The organism is Wolbachia endosymbiont of Atemnus politus (assembly GCF_013309895.1).
The window spans coordinates 1-17,033 of record NZ_JAAXCS010000016.1; the positions used below are offsets into that span (position 1 = coordinate 1).

At 36.4% G+C, this 17,033-nt stretch carries 17 protein-coding genes and 1 pseudogene; 7 read left to right on the top strand and 11 right to left on the bottom strand.

Going from position 1 to position 17,033, the window contains the following annotated elements; translation table 11 throughout:
* Nucleotides 1-116: 116 nt before the first annotated feature.
* Together HET73_RS09340 and pheS are read right to left on the bottom strand one after the other, a co-directional pair.
* The gene (locus HET73_RS09340; RefSeq protein WP_174133034.1) at nucleotides 117-1,358 is read right to left on the bottom strand and encodes an NTP transferase domain-containing protein; all 1,242 of its coding nucleotides are present in this window, start codon (nucleotides 1,356-1,358) and stop codon (nucleotides 117-119) included.
* Nucleotides 1,359-2,402: a phenylalanine--tRNA ligase subunit alpha gene (gene pheS / locus HET73_RS01925; protein ID WP_174133035.1), complete on the bottom strand. Its 1,044-nt coding sequence runs from the start codon at nucleotides 2,400-2,402 to the stop codon at nucleotides 1,359-1,361. It lies immediately after the preceding gene.
* Between the two features lie 146 nt (nucleotides 2,403-2,548).
* Here pheS and HET73_RS01930 point away from each other — a divergent pair, with 146 nt between their 5' ends.
* The 5 genes from HET73_RS01930 (at nucleotide 2,549) to lgt (ending at nucleotide 7,204) form a co-directional block, all read left to right on the top strand.
* Entirely contained in the window at nucleotides 2,549-4,492 is a 1,944-nt protein-coding gene (locus HET73_RS01930; RefSeq protein ID WP_246209750.1) for a hypothetical protein, read from the top strand.
* 64 nt (nucleotides 4,493-4,556) lie between these two features.
* Nucleotides 4,557-5,153, top strand: a complete 597-nt coding sequence (locus tag HET73_RS01935; RefSeq protein ID WP_174133036.1) for a riboflavin synthase — start codon at nucleotides 4,557-4,559, stop codon at nucleotides 5,151-5,153.
* Nucleotides 5,154-5,208: 55 nt separating this feature from the next.
* Nucleotides 5,209-5,799: a CvpA family protein gene (locus HET73_RS01940; protein WP_174133037.1), complete on the top strand. Its 591-nt coding sequence runs from the start codon at nucleotides 5,209-5,211 to the stop codon at nucleotides 5,797-5,799.
* A 154-nt stretch (nucleotides 5,800-5,953) separates the two neighbouring features.
* The gene (smpB, locus tag HET73_RS01945) at nucleotides 5,954-6,403 is read left to right on the top strand and encodes an SsrA-binding protein SmpB (protein WP_174133038.1); all 450 of its coding nucleotides are present in this window, start codon (nucleotides 5,954-5,956) and stop codon (nucleotides 6,401-6,403) included.
* Nucleotides 6,404-6,409: 6 nt separating this feature from the next.
* A complete protein-coding gene (lgt, locus tag HET73_RS01950; protein WP_174133039.1) occupies nucleotides 6,410-7,204 on the top strand; it encodes a prolipoprotein diacylglyceryl transferase in 795 nt (264 codons plus the stop codon).
* A 489-nt stretch (nucleotides 7,205-7,693) separates the two neighbouring features.
* Here the strand turns inward: lgt and HET73_RS08915 are convergent, their stop codons facing one another.
* From HET73_RS08915 to HET73_RS01965, 4 genes are all read right to left on the bottom strand, one after another.
* On the bottom strand, nucleotides 7,694-7,825 hold the full coding sequence (locus tag HET73_RS08915; RefSeq protein WP_281356008.1) for a hypothetical protein: 132 nt from the start codon (nucleotides 7,823-7,825) through the stop codon (nucleotides 7,694-7,696).
* Between the two features lie 7 nt (nucleotides 7,826-7,832).
* A complete protein-coding gene (locus tag HET73_RS01955; protein ID WP_174133941.1) occupies nucleotides 7,833-7,982 on the bottom strand; it encodes a hypothetical protein in 150 nt (49 codons plus the stop codon).
* Between the two features lie 168 nt (nucleotides 7,983-8,150).
* Nucleotides 8,151-8,771 carry a heme ABC exporter ATP-binding protein CcmA gene (gene ccmA / locus HET73_RS01960; RefSeq protein ID WP_174132814.1) on the bottom strand — a complete coding sequence of 207 codons (621 nt, stop codon included), beginning with the start codon at nucleotides 8,769-8,771 and terminating at the stop codon, nucleotides 8,151-8,153.
* Nucleotides 8,772-8,774: 3 nt separating this feature from the next.
* A complete protein-coding gene (locus tag HET73_RS01965; protein ID WP_174132815.1) occupies nucleotides 8,775-9,197 on the bottom strand; it encodes a hypothetical protein in 423 nt (140 codons plus the stop codon).
* Between the two features lie 184 nt (nucleotides 9,198-9,381).
* On the opposite strand from HET73_RS01965, the gene aspS reads away from it, so the two are divergent.
* Both aspS and HET73_RS01975 read left to right on the top strand, forming a co-directional pair.
* Entirely contained in the window at nucleotides 9,382-11,184 is a 1,803-nt protein-coding gene (gene aspS, locus HET73_RS01970; RefSeq protein ID WP_174132816.1) for an aspartate--tRNA ligase, read from the top strand.
* A gap of 18 nt (nucleotides 11,185-11,202) precedes the next feature.
* The gene (locus tag HET73_RS01975; RefSeq protein WP_174132817.1) at nucleotides 11,203-12,465 is read left to right on the top strand and encodes an MFS transporter; all 1,263 of its coding nucleotides are present in this window, start codon (nucleotides 11,203-11,205) and stop codon (nucleotides 12,463-12,465) included.
* A gap of 345 nt (nucleotides 12,466-12,810) precedes the next feature.
* Here the strand turns inward: HET73_RS01975 and infC are convergent, their stop codons facing one another.
* The 5 genes and pseudogenes from infC to HET73_RS02005 all read right to left on the bottom strand — a co-directional run bounded on the left by infC (nucleotide 12,811) and on the right by HET73_RS02005 (nucleotide 16,863).
* Nucleotides 12,811-13,329: a translation initiation factor IF-3 gene (infC, locus tag HET73_RS01985; RefSeq protein ID WP_174132818.1), complete on the bottom strand. Its 519-nt coding sequence runs from the start codon at nucleotides 13,327-13,329 to the stop codon at nucleotides 12,811-12,813.
* Between the two features lie 12 nt (nucleotides 13,330-13,341).
* A pseudogene (gene thrS, locus HET73_RS01990) lies at nucleotides 13,342-15,227 on the bottom strand (threonine--tRNA ligase).
* The gene (locus tag HET73_RS09805) at nucleotides 15,220-15,516 is read right to left on the bottom strand and encodes a hypothetical protein (protein ID WP_410543542.1); all 297 of its coding nucleotides are present in this window, start codon (nucleotides 15,514-15,516) and stop codon (nucleotides 15,220-15,222) included. Before HET73_RS09805 ends, thrS begins: the two are co-directional and overlap by 8 nt.
* Entirely contained in the window at nucleotides 15,516-15,989 is a 474-nt protein-coding gene (gene nuoI, locus HET73_RS02000) for an NADH-quinone oxidoreductase subunit NuoI (protein ID WP_246209765.1), read from the bottom strand. Before nuoI ends, HET73_RS09805 begins: the two co-directional genes overlap by 1 nt.
* Before the next feature lie 70 nt (nucleotides 15,990-16,059).
* Nucleotides 16,060-16,863, bottom strand: a complete 804-nt coding sequence (locus HET73_RS02005) for an enoyl-ACP reductase FabI (protein WP_174133942.1) — start codon at nucleotides 16,861-16,863, stop codon at nucleotides 16,060-16,062.
* Nucleotides 16,864-17,033: the final 170 nt, after the last annotated feature.

Sequence of the window (17,033 nt, forward strand, 5' to 3'; positions counted from 1 at the left end):
AAAGAAGTCTATTATAAAAGGGTTGGCGGAGTTTGTCAAGGAGTTTCTTAGTTTAATCAGTTTCTATGAGTTACTTGGATTTTTGTAGGCCTGTGTTTGTGACTCTAATGAGAAAGTTAAACAGTTATTTTCTTAATCACTTGCCTTTCTCTTGCAATTGCAAGACTTTTTTCTGGTACATCCTCAACTATAACACTACCTGCTGCAATTACAGAGTCATCATGAATATTAAGCGGTGCAATCAATGAGCTATTGGCGCCAATAAAGCAATTGCTCCCTACGTTCGTTTTATGCTTCTTCTTCCCATCATAGTTGCAAACAACAGTACCTGCACCTACGTTACTTCTTGGTCCTACTTTAGTATTTCCTATATAACTTAAGTGCTTTATTTTAGTATCCATACCTATGTCACTTGCTTTTGTTTCGACAAAATTCCCCACGATTGCACTATCATCAATCGTTGTGTCCTCACATTTGGCAAATGGACCGATTTTAGCCCCTGATCCTATTTTTACCTTAGGACCAAAAAAAACGTATGGGTAAATAACTGAATCTATGCCAATTTGTGTGTCAAGAGAGAAAAAAACAGCCTCTGGAGCAACAAGCGTTACTCCGGAGTTGGTAAAAAATTTTCTTTTGTCTTCTTGGAAGTAAAACTCAGCTTTTGCAAGGTCATTTCTATTATTTATGCCGATAGCTTCTTTTTCGTCAGTGATAACGTAGCCGACATTTAAATTACTCTTCACTGCAATGGAAACTATGTCAGTTAAATAATATTCGTTGATCAATTTATTACACTCTATTTTTTCCACCAATTTACGTAAATTCTCTGCATATGCAACCATTATTCCAGCATTAGCGAGAAATTCCTCACCGTTATTTTCACCATTTTGTGCTTCTACGATTTTCCTCAAGAACCCGTCCTCTATAATTAACCTACCGTATTCTTCATTGCCGGTCTCAAAACCAAGGCAGACTAGAGATTTGCCTTCTAGGCAACTAACCATTTTAGCTATTGTACTACTCTTGATAAGTGGAGTATCTCCATACTGCACAACAACTACGCTCAAGTCTGGCAATTCCTTCAGATTTCTCATCGCAGTTTTAACTGCATCTCCTGTGCCGAGCGTTGATTCTTGTGTAATTAATTTTATATCCTCAAAGCACTCCAGTCTCTCAATTAAAGGCAAATCAACTACAGCAGCTATATTTTCAGGATTTAACTGTTTCGCATTGTAAATGATGTGCTCCAGCATGGAAAAATTTCCTATTTTGTGCAGGACTTTAGGTAAGCCTGAATTCATTCGCTTGCCATGCCCAGCAGCGAGTATAATAAATGTGTAAGCTTTATTTGCCACTTATCTTAAAGATGAAAAGTGAAAACCATAGTGGTTCAGCCAATTGATTTTGTTGTCATAAAAGCTTCTTAGATCACTAATTTGATACTTTAGCATTGCAAGCCTTTCTATGCCAATGCCAAATGCAAAACCATTGTATTTAGTATGGTCTATTCCAACATTTTGAAAGACGTTTGGATGCACCATACCGCATCCGAGTACTTCAATCCATTTACTACCTTTATAACTTATATCTACTTCTGCAGAGGGCTCAGTAAAAGGGAAAAAACTGTTACGAAAGCGTATCTTTAGTCCTTTATCTCCAAAAAACTTATTAAGGAAGTGATGAATAGTAAATTTTAACTGGCCCATATTGATATTCTCACTGACATATAACCCCTCTATTTGATGGAACATAGGAGTGTGAGTTGCATCAAAGTCATTTCTGTATACCCTACCTGCAGCCACTATTTTAATTGGAAAACTCTTTGTTTTTTCCATGGTTCTAATCTGTACAGACGAGGTATGGGTACGCAGCAACATCCTTTTATCGTTTATTTTATTCTTTAAATAGAAGGTATCTTGCTCCTCTCGTGCGGGATGGTGACTTGGAGTATTCAGTGCATCAAATACGTGAAATTCATCTTCAATGTCATGACCATCGACTGCTTTAAAGCCCATATGTGCAAAAATGAGCTTTACTTCATTTATAACTTTACTGAGTGGATGGACCTTGCCAATTTTTTCTGGCCTAACGGGCAATGTGATATCCACCACTTCGTTTTGCAATTTTAAGCTAATTTCTTTGGCTCTTAGTGTATTTTCCTTATTCATTATAAGCTGATCTAGCTTATTGCGCAAAACGTTGATAATTGCACCTAAATCGCGCTTTTTTTCTGTGTTTTCTATCTTTTTTAAGTTATCAAAATAAGCTTTAATTACACCCTTTTTTCCTAAATATGATAGCCTGACTTTTTCTAAATCTTGCAAAGAAGAAGCACTTTCAATTTCGGAAACCGCTTTATCTTCAAGTGAAGGTATTTCGTTCAGTAGCTCTTTATTCATCTTAGAAACGCTAGCTTAAACTTTTATTATAGTGAAATCTTAAACAGCATCAATAACCTGAAAGACTATTCCACCCTGATTATTAATTTATTGACTAGTTATGTTTTTTTATCAAAAATTTTATTAACACATTAATAAATAGAAATATGCATGATAACAATGTCAAAACTAGGTGGGAGCAAATAAAAAAATCATCCGGACCCTTTAAAGACAAGTTTGGAAACGCCGCACGCGAATTTGTTGCCACTAAAACTAAGGGTTTACCTGAATACTGTACAGATTTGAAAACAAAAGTGAGTAGAGTGACTTCTGACATTAAAACTGGGATAGAAGAGCAAATAAAGGATTTAGACTCTTTAAAAGATAGGTTGAAAGCAAAGGGAGAAAAATCCACTAACGTTGAAACCGAAAGAAAATATGAAGTAGAGGTTTTACCTCATTTCTTTAAGAAAAGATCTAAAGACATAAGTAAAGTATTTTCTAATGAAGCAGTGGAGATCAGCACCATTCGTTCAAGGAGCATTGACAATGATAAGCAAGAATTGTCGTTTAAGCTAAGACTACTGACAGCGACAGGTGAAGATATTTCTGATACGATATTATCTCAAACGAAACGTTTAATTGTTTTTTTTAAAATTTACCTTTCTCAAGAAGAAAGTTTCATGATCAACATAAAAGTACCAAAAGAAAGCAGTGAATTATATAATAACTGCTGTAAAACTAATAGTGATAAAACTGTAGAAGAATTCGTAAATAATGCTCCGCCTCAAGTCCTTCTGCAAGGAATAACAATCATACTACAAACAAATGTTAAAAACATCAACCTGGATAATTTGCACCAAATCGAGTCATTTTTGAATGAGAAGCTAGAACATGCAGAAAGAACTGAAAATGAGGAGCAAAGTCTGGATACGCTACAAATAAAAGAAACTGAAAGTGAAGACAAAAAAAGACAAAGTCCAGTGCAGCAAAAAAAAGTGCAAAACAAACAAATTGTGACAGGTTCGTTTGGCTGTAATTTAACAAATGGCAATAAGCAAGTTACACGCGCATCATTAATTGTTGCTGCAATGCGTGAGAATGTTTCTTGGTTTAGGTCTCTTTTTCAGCCACTCAATTTTTTTAGCAAAGTACAATTCTTCCCTCAACAACCGCTAAAACCTCCTACACAAAAGCAGAAGGCTTTGACTTATCATCCAGTACCTCAAGACCAAAAATGCGCAGAAAAAGATCAAGAAATGGGCACAACCAGATCGCATACAGATTATTTTAAGGCTAACAGAAAAAAGAAGCTAAAAAACCAGACCAAAGAATTATTAGAAGAAGAAAGACAAACTATCATACAACAAGCTCAATGCGATGCTAGAGTAGCTATAATAGGTAATTTGGCTGAGCACAAGGGAAAAAAACTTGATGAAATATTTGTTGAAGTGATGAGTAAATATAAAAATCAGGATCCAGAAACATTCCTCCATATTTTCGACTTAACATTCAATATTGTTTATTTTCAAGATAAACAATTACATAAAATATTAGAATCAGATGAGATATCAAAAGTGTTAGAGATGCTGGAAATACCACAGCCAACTGGTAAATCTTTTTGTCCAAAAGAATATTTACAAAAACAAGTATGTAGAAAGAAAGAGCAATTACACAAATTAATTTTTGGTATTAATACACAACAACCTTCTCTGCAGCCTGAAAACATTTCTCATGAAAATAGAAATCCCTTATCAAATGAAACCACAAATCCCTCAGCAGCGACAAATAAAGCTCCACCAGCTACTAATATTGCTTTTAAATCGTCGTTAAAAATCGTATTTTCCTCGAAAGAGACTTACTTTTGTCTATTTTTGGTAGCAGCTTCTATATCAATGCTCTGCCTATGGCACTTGCCGATGGGAAAAGCGTCAATTTTAAAGGAATTAGTGCCACCAAAAGGAAGGGAAAGTATTGGGTTGGTGTTGAACATAGGATTACCAATATTACTTGCTTTATGTATTTTAAGCTTGGCTTATTTTATATACTCTGAATATTCGGCAGAATCTATTGAACAGGTAAGTAAAAACGATCCTCTTTCTCTCACTTAACAAAATAATAAGCTGTTTTAAAAAGATCTTTCGTGGTAAAATGTACTTGTTTTCGTTATATGATATGTTTAAAGGGATTATTACAAACATTGGAACTGTAATTGATGACACCACCTGTTCCAACTCTAACCAGATTTTTTATATTAAGGCGCAGAATTTACCCTCTATACATGAGGGAGATTCAATAGCTTGCTCTGGTGTGTGTTTAACTATTATTGACATAATTAACGATGTATTCAAAGTCCAAGTGTCTCAAGAAACTATGAAGATTTCTAACTTAAATACGTGGAAGACAGAGAAAAAAATAAACCTAGAGCAAGCAATGAGATTAAGTGATAGGATCGATGGCCACTTGGTTCAGGGTCATGTAGATAAGACAGTACAAATTCTAGCAATCAACCAAAATTTGGATTCTCATGAAATCAAGCTATCGTGCCCGGAAGAACTAATTAAATTTGTTGCCAAAAAGGGATCTGTAACATTAGATGGAGTCTCTCTGACAGTGAATTCAATCACTGATCGAGAATTTGCAGTGAATATCATTCCCTACACATGGGAAAATACAACTTTTCAGTATAACAAAGTGAACGATTACCTGAATTTAGAAGTTGACATGATTGCTCGGTATTTAGACCAGCTAATGCAGCATAAACACAATTAGTTTTACAATCTTGTTATTTGCAACTATTATATCTTGAAGATCATAAATATACAATATGCTTTTTGATTGTCTAATTATCTTCATTATTGTTTTGTGCGTAATAATTTCAGTAACTAGAGGCTTTATAAAAGAATTATGCGCGCTAATGTTTCTGTTTTTGTCGGTTTTTCTAACAGCTAATCATTATGATTTCTTCGCTATAAATTATAGTAAATATTTCGACTCTAAAGCTACGCAGAACATACTTTCTACAATTTCCGCATTTATTATACTCAATCTTATATTTATGATAGTAAACAACTGGCTAATGTACATATTATCACCCATAAGGTTGGGATTAATCGATAGAGTGACTGGAATCTTTGTAGGGGCACTTAGAGGAATATTGCTTTCTTATGTACTATTCTTTGCCGTACACTTATATTGCTATACAGCGTATGACAAAAAAGAGGAGCAGTCTAAAATAGAAGCAGAAGATATATTACCTAATTGGATAATAAATTCGCATTCTTATCAGGCTTTATTTGCAACAGTAGAAGACATAGTTGATATGTATGTACCAGAGTCGTTGATACTAAAGATAAAGGAGATCGGCGGAGAAATTGCTGATCGAGAAAAGGCTGAAAATAATAAAAAAGAAGGGTAATATTGATGTTTATGAAATAGCAACTGATGATTTGATCTAGTGTAATTTTTTTGACCAGCATAACTTAACCCTTAATTCATTAGCATAGCCATTTTATTATGAATTAAGCTAAAAATCCTGTAGTATGTTAAAGCTTGAAGGGATATCTTGAAATATGGAAGTTATTGCAGAAAATAGAAAAGCAAGGTTTGAATATTTCATCTTAGAAGAATTTGAAGCAGGTATGGTTTTGTTAAGTAGTGAAGTTAAATCGCTAAGGGAAAGAAAAGCAAATATTTCTGATGCTTACGTTATCGAAAAAAACGGTGAAATATGGCTACACAATATGCACATTGCAGAATATAAAGCTGCAAACCGGAAAAACCATAAACCAAAAAGGGAACGTAAATTGCTTCTGCACAAAAAAGAGATAAATAAATTAATTGGCCAGATCAAAACTGCTGGAATAACTGTTGTGCCACTTTCAATTTATTTTAACGACAAAGGATTAGCAAAAACTAAAATTGCTATCGTGAAAGGAAAAAAACTTTACGACAAGAGAGCAACCATAAAACAGAGGGAGTGGGACCGTGAAAAAAGTAGATTGTCTAAAAATAATTTGTAGCAAAATATGTCTTTAAACCCAGTAATTTTCAGCATCGGTCCTGTCTCTATATATTGGTATTCCCTAGCATATGTTTTGGGTATAATGTTTGCATATTGGTATTTACATAAGCTGGACGACCAAAAAGTATTCACTAGGAGTTTTTACGATTCGTTGTTAACAACCGCTATTATAGGCATTATCCTTGGAGGTAGGCTCAGCTATATATTGATATATGATCCAGTTTTTTATGTGAGCAACCCTACTCAGATATTAAAGACCTGGGAAGGAGGTATGTCCTTTCATGGTGGAATTATAGGAGTTGTGCTTGCAGTAATAATTTCATGTAAAAAGCATAACATCCCTATATTTTACACATTGGACCTAGTTTTTTGTGGAGCTCCCATAGGTTTATTTTTAGGTCGTATAGGTAATTTCATAAACGGAGAGCTATTTGGCAGAGTTACAACTATGCCGTGGGGTGTGGTATTTCCAGAAAGTGGTGATGATTTTCTACGCCATCCAAGCCAGCTTTATGAGGCATTCTCTGAAGGGCTATTACTTTTTACAGCTGTAAATTTGCTGTTTTTCTTGACTAGAATAAAACTGTATCGCGGTGCATTGACCGGCATTGCGGTCATGTGGTATGGAATAGTGCGTTTTATAGTTGAGTTTTTCCGCGAACCAGACCATCAAGTTGGCTATTTATGGCTTGATTTAACTATGGGGCAGTGGCTTTCAGTGCCTATGGTTTTGCTGGGAATAATCGTATTTTTGAGTGCGTTAAATTTAAAATTTGGCGCGAGCATGGAGAAAGTTTGAAGAAATGATTGCTTACATAATTTTTAGCAGCGCATTGGATTAAATGCTAAAAACCCCTTGACAACCCTCGCCAATTTCATTACAATAACAATGAAGCTAATTATTTATCTTCTCTGTACAGATTAAACGACAAAAAAACTTAGTATATCTGGCGTCTCATGTTTAATTTTTTGCATTATATGCACCTCATGTCTTTTACATTGTTGTCTACATTATCGACTAGTGCTGTGAATTGCGCCTATTTGGGCGCTTAAAAAGATTAAAAAACGCCAACTGATAAAATGATAGTGAATAACTAGCTGCCCTAGGTTTCTTTTGTCTTTTTTTCTGTTTAGTAAATTTCTTAACGTTTATAATTGAGACTTCAAAAGCAACTGAGTCGCAGTTATTAGACGTTTAGAATAAGAGAACGCCATGTTTGAAAGTTAAATGTAAATAACTAGCCACCCACGGGGATTCTTTTGCCTTTTTTTTGATTTGGTAAATTTCTTAATGTTTATGGCTAAGCCGCGGTGGCGGTATGATGTAGGAAAACCTACCATAGATCCCAGTGTCACGCACTGGGATGACAGGAGAGGGACACTGGGATGACAGGAAATAGGATACTAGGGTGACACCCATAACCCTGTCATTCCAGCGCGTGACGCCGAGTTTTTATATTTATATAGTTTATAAAGTTAAGGAATGAGATCCCAGTGTCACGCACTGGGATGACACTATGGGTAGGCACTGGGATGACAAGAAAAGTGCACTGGGATGACACCCATAACCCTGTCATTCCAGCGCGTGACGCTGAGTTTTTATATTTATATAGTTTATAAAGTTAAGGAATGAGATCCCAGTGTCACGCACTGGCATTGGGGTGGGATGACAGGAGAAGGAGCTTGTATATACTTAGTTTTTACTAGATCTGGATATTCTAACTTACGATTTTGAATGTTTGCCGTTAGCTTGACATATTAAAATTGCATATGTCGATTGTTGTAAAATCACACAATTGCTCTGTAGGGCTGTGCCCTGTAATAATTACTACACCGTTTTGCTCAGAGCGTATTGAGATTAGATTCAGCACTAATTCACATGTTGCACTGTCAAGATTACAAAAAGGTTCGTCTATCAACCAAATGTTTGCATTGGAAATCAAAAGGCGAGCAAGCGCAACTCTCCTTTTCCAGCCTGCAGAAAGTTCGCCGTATCTAATATTAAGTACAGGTTGTAACTGTAAACAATAAATAGCTGCCATTATTAATTCTCTAGTATTTCGTATTCCCGCCCAGAATTCTATGTTTTGAGCAACAGTTAAGCTATCCTTGCAGGCGTTTTTATGACCTACGTAGACCATAGAAGGTATATAGGATCTTAGATCGTCATATATATCTTTTTCACAGTGCCTTATACTGCCTGATACTGGTGGCAAGAGTCCAGATAGACTTCTAATTAAGCTGGTTTTACCACTACCATTTGGCCCAGTGATTAAGATCTTCGATTTTGGCTTAGCTTTGAAACTAAGATTTTTAAATAATATTTTGTTATTGCGGGCGCAGGATAGATTTTCGCATTCAAGCATGAATTATCTGCCCTTTCCCTTATGTTTACCCTGAGTTGAAGCTTGAGCTTTTACAAATAGCTCCCAAAACCCTTTCTTACTGCCTTCTCTCTTCACTAACTGTGCAAAACGCTGCATTAAACCATTACCCATCATAACCATCTTTGTCCATTTACCCACTGGTTTTGCAATGTCAACTATTTCTAGATCTTCTTTATATTGCATATAATCTTTCTGACTCTCGCGTAGCATTTCTTGACGTTTCATCAGCTCTCTTTGCTTATCTTTTTGATATAATTCATTGAATTTCCTGTTTTCTTCCCACTCTTCTTTAAGGACTTTTTTAGGAAATATGACTTTCCTAACCCGATCTCTATATATTTTTCTAAAAAAAAGAAATGCTGCGACTGCAGCAAGTAATGTTATGTTATATGTGATAAACGGCATTTTTCATACTCAGCTTATTAGAAAGCGCCATTTATTATTATACCATAATTACAGAAATTTTGCAATTTTTTGCGTTAATAAAAAAACAACACTGCTCTATTTCAAAAATTGCAAAATACCCAAGTGAATGGGCTTGTGTGTAGTGAGGTTTATTTCTATACTTCCTAAAGAGAAGAGAAAGAATATGAACTGCTATAAAACTCACACGTGTGACGAACTGAGGAAGAACGATGTAGAAAAGAAAGTTACCCTCTCTGGATGGTTATACCGTAAGCGCGACCATGGTAATCTGATCTTTGTTGATTTAAGAGACTTCTATGGGGTTACTCAGCTAGTGTTCAATAATGATAAAGACTTTTTTGATGAGATCTCAAACTTAAAATCTGAAAGTGTGATTACTGTTACAGGGGTAGTCAAAGCTAGAACTGAAGATACGGTAAACAGCGCTGTTTCCACAGGGGAAATCGAGGTGGTAGTTAGCAGTCTGCAAGTTGAATCGGAAGTTGAGTTCCACCGTGATGAGGAAATAGCGAAAGAAGAAAGAAGCATATTGGCGAGCATTGCCGGTGAGCAAGAATACCCAGAAAATATGAGATTTAAATATCGGTTTCTTGACTTAAGGCGTGAAAAGACTCGCAACAATATTATCTTACGTTCACAAATTATTGCAGAGCTCCGCAGGTTCATGATAGAGCAAGGGTTTTTAGAAATTCAAACTCCAATACTAACTGCTTCGTCCCCTGAAGGTGCACGTGATTATTTAGTGCCAAGCAGACTAAATCCTGGTAAATTTTATGCATTGCCACAAGCTCCACAGATTTTTAAGCAATTGCTTATGGTTTCAGGGTTTGATAAATATTTTCAAATTGCACCATGTTTTCGTGACGAAGATGCAAGGGCTGATCGTTCTCCGGGAGAGTTTTATCAACTAGATCTTGAAATGTCTTTTGTAACTCAAGAGGACATATTCCAGGTTATTGAATCTACCTTATATAAAGTATTTGCCAAATTTTCTCGTAAATCAGTCGATAAAGATTTTCCGCGCATCACGTACAAGGAGGCAATGCTGAAATATGGCTCTGATAAGCCAGATCTGCGCAATCCATTATTAATCAGTGACGTTACAGAGGTTTTCCGTGATTCAGAGTTCAATATTTTCAAAAGCAATATCGAGCGTGGTATGGTGGTCAGAGCCATCCCTGCTCCTAAAACAGCAGAGGAACCACGCAGCTTTTTTGATAAAAAGATAGAACATGCACAAAAAGAATTCGGCGCCAAAGGTCTTGGATATATAACATTTGATGGAGATGGCATCGCGAAAGGACCAATTGCTAAATTCCTCGATGACAATAAGTTAAACCATATAAGAGAAGTAACGAACATAAAGCCTGGGGATAGTGTGTTCTTTGCTTCTGATAAAGAGAATGAGGCAGCAACAATCGCAGGAAAAGTGCGCTCTCTTTTAGGATCAGAATTAGGTCTTATAGATGACAATATCTTCAAGTTCTGTTGGGTTATTGATTTTCCATATTTTGTATATGATGATAAGAGCAAAAAAATCGATTTCTTTCATAACCCATTCTCCATGCCACATGGTGGCTTAAAAGATTTAGAGGAAAAAGATCCACTAGATATCCTTGCATACCAATATGATCTTGTTTGCAATGGGATAGAACTATCAAGCGGAGCAATTCGTAATAACAAACTGGATATCATGTATAAGGCTTTTGCCATTGCAGGCTATAGCAAAGAAGAAGTTGACACAAAATTCGGTGCACTCGTGCGTGCATTCAGATTTGGAGTGCCACCTCATGGTGGTATAGCACCAGGGGTTGACAGAATGGTTATGCTGCTTGCCGATGAGCCAAACATTCGTGAAGTAATCTGTTTTCCTATGAATCAGCAGGGTGAAGATGTTCTAATGGGCGCTCCTTCTGAAGTGGCCAATAAACATCTACGTGAATTATTCTTGAAGGTTATTGAATGATATATATTATAGCAAATAATGAATAACATCCAAAAAGCAATACTATCGGGCATAATCTGCAACATGGTTATATGGTATGAATTAACTCTATTTGGAGTTTTAACACATATAATAAGTGGGGTTTTCTTTCCTTCAGAAAGTGATTATTTAAGCACGATTAAATTCCTTGGTAGTTTTGCAATTGGATTTGGATTTAGACCACTTGGTGCATTTATTTTTGGCTACATTGGAGATAAATATGGCAGAAGAAAGATTTTACTGGCTTCCGTCATATTAGCTTCGATATCATCTACTGCAATTGCAGTTATACCAAGTTTCAAAGAAATAGGAATATTTTCTCCTATGTTACTTCTGCTTTGTCGTATAACACAAGGAATGGCAGCAGGCGGAGAAACGAGTATCAACTCGGCTTTTTTAATAGAGCATTCGATCGATAAAAAAGATCTAGGTTTTTTAGGCAGCATGAAAGCTTTTAGTGGTACTCTTGGTTCTATTACATGCTTTATAATGATAGCTATTTGCAAAAAGTTTACAGGTGAAAACTTTGAAATTTGGGGCTGGAGGTTGCTCTTCTATTTCTGCTTTGTTATGGGCGTAATAGGTTTTTTAATAAGATACATAATGGAAGAGAGCTTAGCATACAAAACTCACGATCAAAATAAAAGCTTATCTAATTCTCCATTCCTAGAATTGGTCAAGAACTATAAAAGAGCATTTGTAATAGCAATTGGACTTGGCATTGCCCAGAATGCAATTGTTTATTCAGCAATCATGTTTTACAACATATCTGTAAAAGAACTTACCCTGTCAGGCATTGATATTAAAAATTTAGTAAGGGTTGTAGTTGAAATTATATTTGGAACATCTGCAGTGCTGTTTGCAATACTGTCTGACAAAGTTGGGAGGAAAAACGTGATGATTCCTATATTAATAGTTTTAGCTTGCGTCAGTTTACCGGCGCTTTCGCTACTGTCCTATGATAACCACTATATTGTAGCACTCACTTTTCTATTGATAAGCATACCGATAGGTGCATCTTTTGGAATATATAATTCTCTTGCTTGCGAGTTATTTCCAACAAAAGTTAGGTGCACTGGCTTTAGCCTAGCACATAATATATCTGCAGGGATTTTTGGCGGTGTTTCCCCATCCATATGCATGTGGCTTATAGAAAAGACCGAAACAAAACTTGCAGCAGGTATCTATCTTACTGCCTGTGCATTAATTAGCTTAGTGTCTGTATTGCAAACCAAAGCCAAAGACAAAAAAGTTGATTGGTGAAATTTTTCTGTATCCATTCAGGGGCATGGTGAATATTGAAGCAAAAGTGGTGTCATTCCAGTGCTTGACACTGGAATCCAGTTTTTGGTAGTTTCATTTAAAATGCTGTATAGTGCACTTGTTTACAATCAATTTTGCTGGATCCCAGTGTCTAGGCACTGGGATGACACCCTTTGTTATAAACTTACTTTTACTCCATGGTTATCTTTTTATGTTACCTTGTCCACCCTATTTTGTCACCCCGCTGAACAGATACATTTTTTCTTTAATAATAATCTCTCATATTTTAATCGCGCCTTAGACCTAGTTACAGTGCTGGCTTTATTGATAAGTGAACCTAGTTTGCTATTTAGCAACCAGAGCTAAAAAATATTGATTCCCTTCCCGCTTAGGTGCTAATTCCACCTTTGCAATATCTTCAGTGTCTCTAATTAATCGTTCTAATTTTTCCACTCCAACCTCAGTGTTTATGAGCTCTCTACCTCTAAACCTCATTGAGACTTTGATCTTATGCCCATGTGTAAGAAAATCCCTTGCTTGACGCAATTTTGTTTCATAATCGTGATTGCTGATATTGGGGCCAAGCTTAATTTCTTTTATAGTTAATGTTCTTTGTTTCTTTTTCGCCTCATTAGCCTTCTTTTTTGCATCATACTTTTGTTTGCTATAGTCTAGGATTTTACATACTGGAGGGGTTGAGTCAGGTGCAATTTCCACCAAATCTAAACCGACATTTTGTGCGGATTCCAAAGCCCTTGCTATTGTCACGATTCCAACCATTTCACCATTTTGATTAACTAGACGTACTTCCTTGGCTGTGATGAATTCATTAATTCTGTTTTTATTATTCTTTTTGACTTGCAAATTTTAACTCCCTTAACTCAAATTAATATTTTTTAATAGCAATTCAGCGGCTTTTTCACAAGAAAAAGACTCCTGTTTTTCCGATCCTAAATTTCTCACTGACACAGTTTTGCTTGCAACTTCATTCTTGCCTACAACCCATAATATAGGAACCTTGTTTGAACTATGCAAGCGTATCTTATAACTAATCTTTTCATTGGTCAAATCGGTCTTAACTCTAACACCTTGTTCTTTTAAAACGTTGCTAATTTCTTTAGCATAATCGTCAGCTTCATTTGTGATGGTTAGAATAGCAAGTTGGGTTGGAGCAAGCCACAGTGGAAATTTTCCTGCATAATGCTCTATCAGAATTCCAATAAAACGCTCGAAAGTTCCAAGAATTGCTCTATGCAACATAACAGGGTGATGCTTTTGCCCGTCTGCTCCTATATAAAAAGCTCCAAGACGTTCTGGCAAAATGAAATCAACTTGCAACGTTCCACATTGCCAACTTCTGCCTATTGCGTCTTTCAAAACAAACTCTAACTTTGGCCCATAAAATGCACCTTCACCAGGGTTTAGTTCATAACTTAACCCTGTTTTTTTGACAGCTTCAAGCAGTGCTTCTTCAGCTTTATTCCACACTTCATCGCTTCCTGCTCTAACGTTTGGACGGTCTGAGAATTTCACAGAAACTTCGTTGAATCCAAGCTCTGAGTATACTTCTTTTAAAAGGTCACAAAATTTCACAGTTTCAGAATTGATTTGTTCTTCCATGCAAAAAATGTGTGCATCGTCTTGCGTAAAACCACGTACTCGCATCAGTCCGTGCAATGAACCTGAGCTTTCATTCCTATGGCACGTGCCAAATTCTGCCATACGTATCGGTAAATCACGATAGCTTTTGGTATGAGAGTTAAAAATCTGCACGTGGCAAGGGCAATTCATGGGTTTTATTGCTAGCTTTTTACTCTCAAATTCATCAACAATAAACATGTTTTCACGAAACTTATCCCAATGCCCCGATTTCTCCCACAGCTCCTTGCTTACCAGGATAGGGGTTTTTACCTCAGAATAACCATTATTTATTAATTTTTTCCTTATATAGGATTCAAGAATGTTATATAAGGTATACCCTTGTTCATGCCAAAAAACTTGTCCCACAGCTTCTTCTTGAATGTGAAATAAATCCATATCCTTGGCGATTTTGCGATGGTCTCGTTTTTCGGCTTCCTCGAGGCGTTTGAGATAAGTATTCAGTTCATCCTTATTTCTCCATGCAGTGCCATATATTCGCTGCAACATTGGACCCTTAGAATCACCACGCCAGTATGCTCCTGCAACTTTCATAAGTTTAAATGCTTTAACTCTGCCAGTTGAAGGAGAGTGTGGACCGCGACATAAATCAACAAAATTACCTTGTCTATAAACAGTGAGATCTTCACCTTCTGGTATGGAGGAGATAATATTAACCTTATATTTTTCACCTATATTACTAAAAAAATCAATTGCTTGCTTACGAGTCCAGACTTCTCGGACAAATCTGTGGTTACTTTTTATAATTTCTTTCATTTTCTTTTCTATCGCAGCAAGATCATCCGTGGTAAAGGCACGATCTGTAGCAAAATCATAGTAGAACCCATCCTGAATTGTTGGCCCGATAGTAATCTGAATATTAGGGAAAAGCTCTTTCACTGCCTGAGCCATTATATGAGCAGCATCATGCCTTATTATATCTAAACCCACTTCGTCACTGGACCGTATCACCTCTATCTCCGTATCAGATTGAATTTCACGTATATAACTCACCATTTATCTTCAAGGCAATTGCTTCTTTTAAAATGTCTGGTGGTAATATATCAAAACCGGTCACTGTATTCCTCTACTTTTTGTTCAGTTGGAAAAGTAACTTTAATCATTATCGGACCTTTTTTCATCCAAAAGGATGTCATCCCAGTGCCCAGACACTGGGATCCAGCAAAGCTGATCGTAAACAAGCGCACTATACAGCATTTTCAATGAGACTACCAAAAACTGGATGCCAGTGTCACGCACTGGGATGACACCATTTGTTGTACTTTTGCCTTCAAAGCTGCAACGTCCGTATAGCTGTACGCGTGACCAGAAAGAAAGAACCAGTGTCACGCACTGGGATGACCTGGAAGGACGTTGGAGTGACAGAGCTTTAATATTATAACTTTTTAACATTAGTAATACGGTCTATTCTTCTTTAACCTAAGTGCAATTGCTTCTTCCCAAATTTCACCATTGCGCAATAACTTTTCTTTATTATACATTAGCTCCTCTCTTGTTTCTGTTGCAAACTCAAAGTTGGGACCCTCAACAATTGCATCGACTGGACATGCCTCCTGGCAAAGTCCGCAATATATACACTTTGTCATGTCAATATCATAACGCGTAGTGCGGCGACTGCCATCTTTTCTTTCCTCTGCTTCAATAACTATTGCTTGGGCAGGGCAGATAACTTCACATAATTTGCAAGCTATGCATCGTTCTTCACCATTTGGATATCTACGCAATGCATGCTCACCGCGAAACCTTGGGCTTAGAGGTCCCTTCTCCATAGGATACCTTAGCGTGACCTTCGGCTTGAACATATATTTCAATGTAATAGCGAACCCTTTAATCAACTCTATAAAGCAAGCTAATCTCTTGAGCATAAAGTATTTAAATTCTGCATTACTGATTATAAAGCATATTACCAATTTTAGGAAGGCTTTTTTCTCATACTCAACTTTGAACCGTATTCAAATCAATTACCTTCATTCCTACTACATTATATCCTGAGTCAACGTGTAAAATTTCTCCGGTGGTACCGCTACTTAAGTCACTTAATAAATAAAGTGCTGCCTTTCCAACATCTTCTATTGTGGTGTTACGCCTAAGTGGAGAATTGTTTCTATTCCATTCTGATATGAAGTGGAAATCACTTATTCCAGAAGATGCTAAAGTTCTGATTGGGCCAGCAGAAATTGCATTTACTCTGATATTTTGAGGGCCAAGATCGCACGCTAGATATTTTACGCTTGCCTCGAGTGCTGCTTTACATAAACCCATGACATTATAATTTGGCATGACTTTTTCAGCACCATAATAGGATAAAGTAAGTAAACTACCACCATTTGGCATTATCTTTTCAGCCCTTTGTGCTAAAGCAGTGAAAGAATAGCACGATATATGCATTGCGTTGAGGAAGTTGTTCAGTGAAGTGTTGACATATCTGCCACTTAGTTCGTTCTTATCAGAGAATGCAATCGCGTGTACCAAAAAATCGAGAGTGCCCCATTTTTTTTCTATTACCTTTAAAACATCACCTATAGTTCCTTTATTTGCAACATCACAGTGTAATATTAGTTCTACATTTAATTCATCTGCTATTGGTAACAATTTTTCTTTTATTGCTTCATTCTGATAGGTGATTGCAAGTTCTGCCCCATGCTCCGAGAGAGTTTTTGCTATACCATACGCTATTGACCTCTTATTTATTATTCCGGTTATTAACCCCTTTTTGCCTTGTAATAGACTCGTTGCCATAGAACCATTTATTTTTTTACAATTTGGAATATTAACTAGATAAAGTCAAGATGTTACTTGCATAAAAGCAGATTGGCATAACGCTGCGAGTCCTTAAGTCATAAACATTAAGAATTTACCAAACGAAGAAAAAAGTGCCCCTTCTCCTATTATCCCAGTGCTCTCTATAG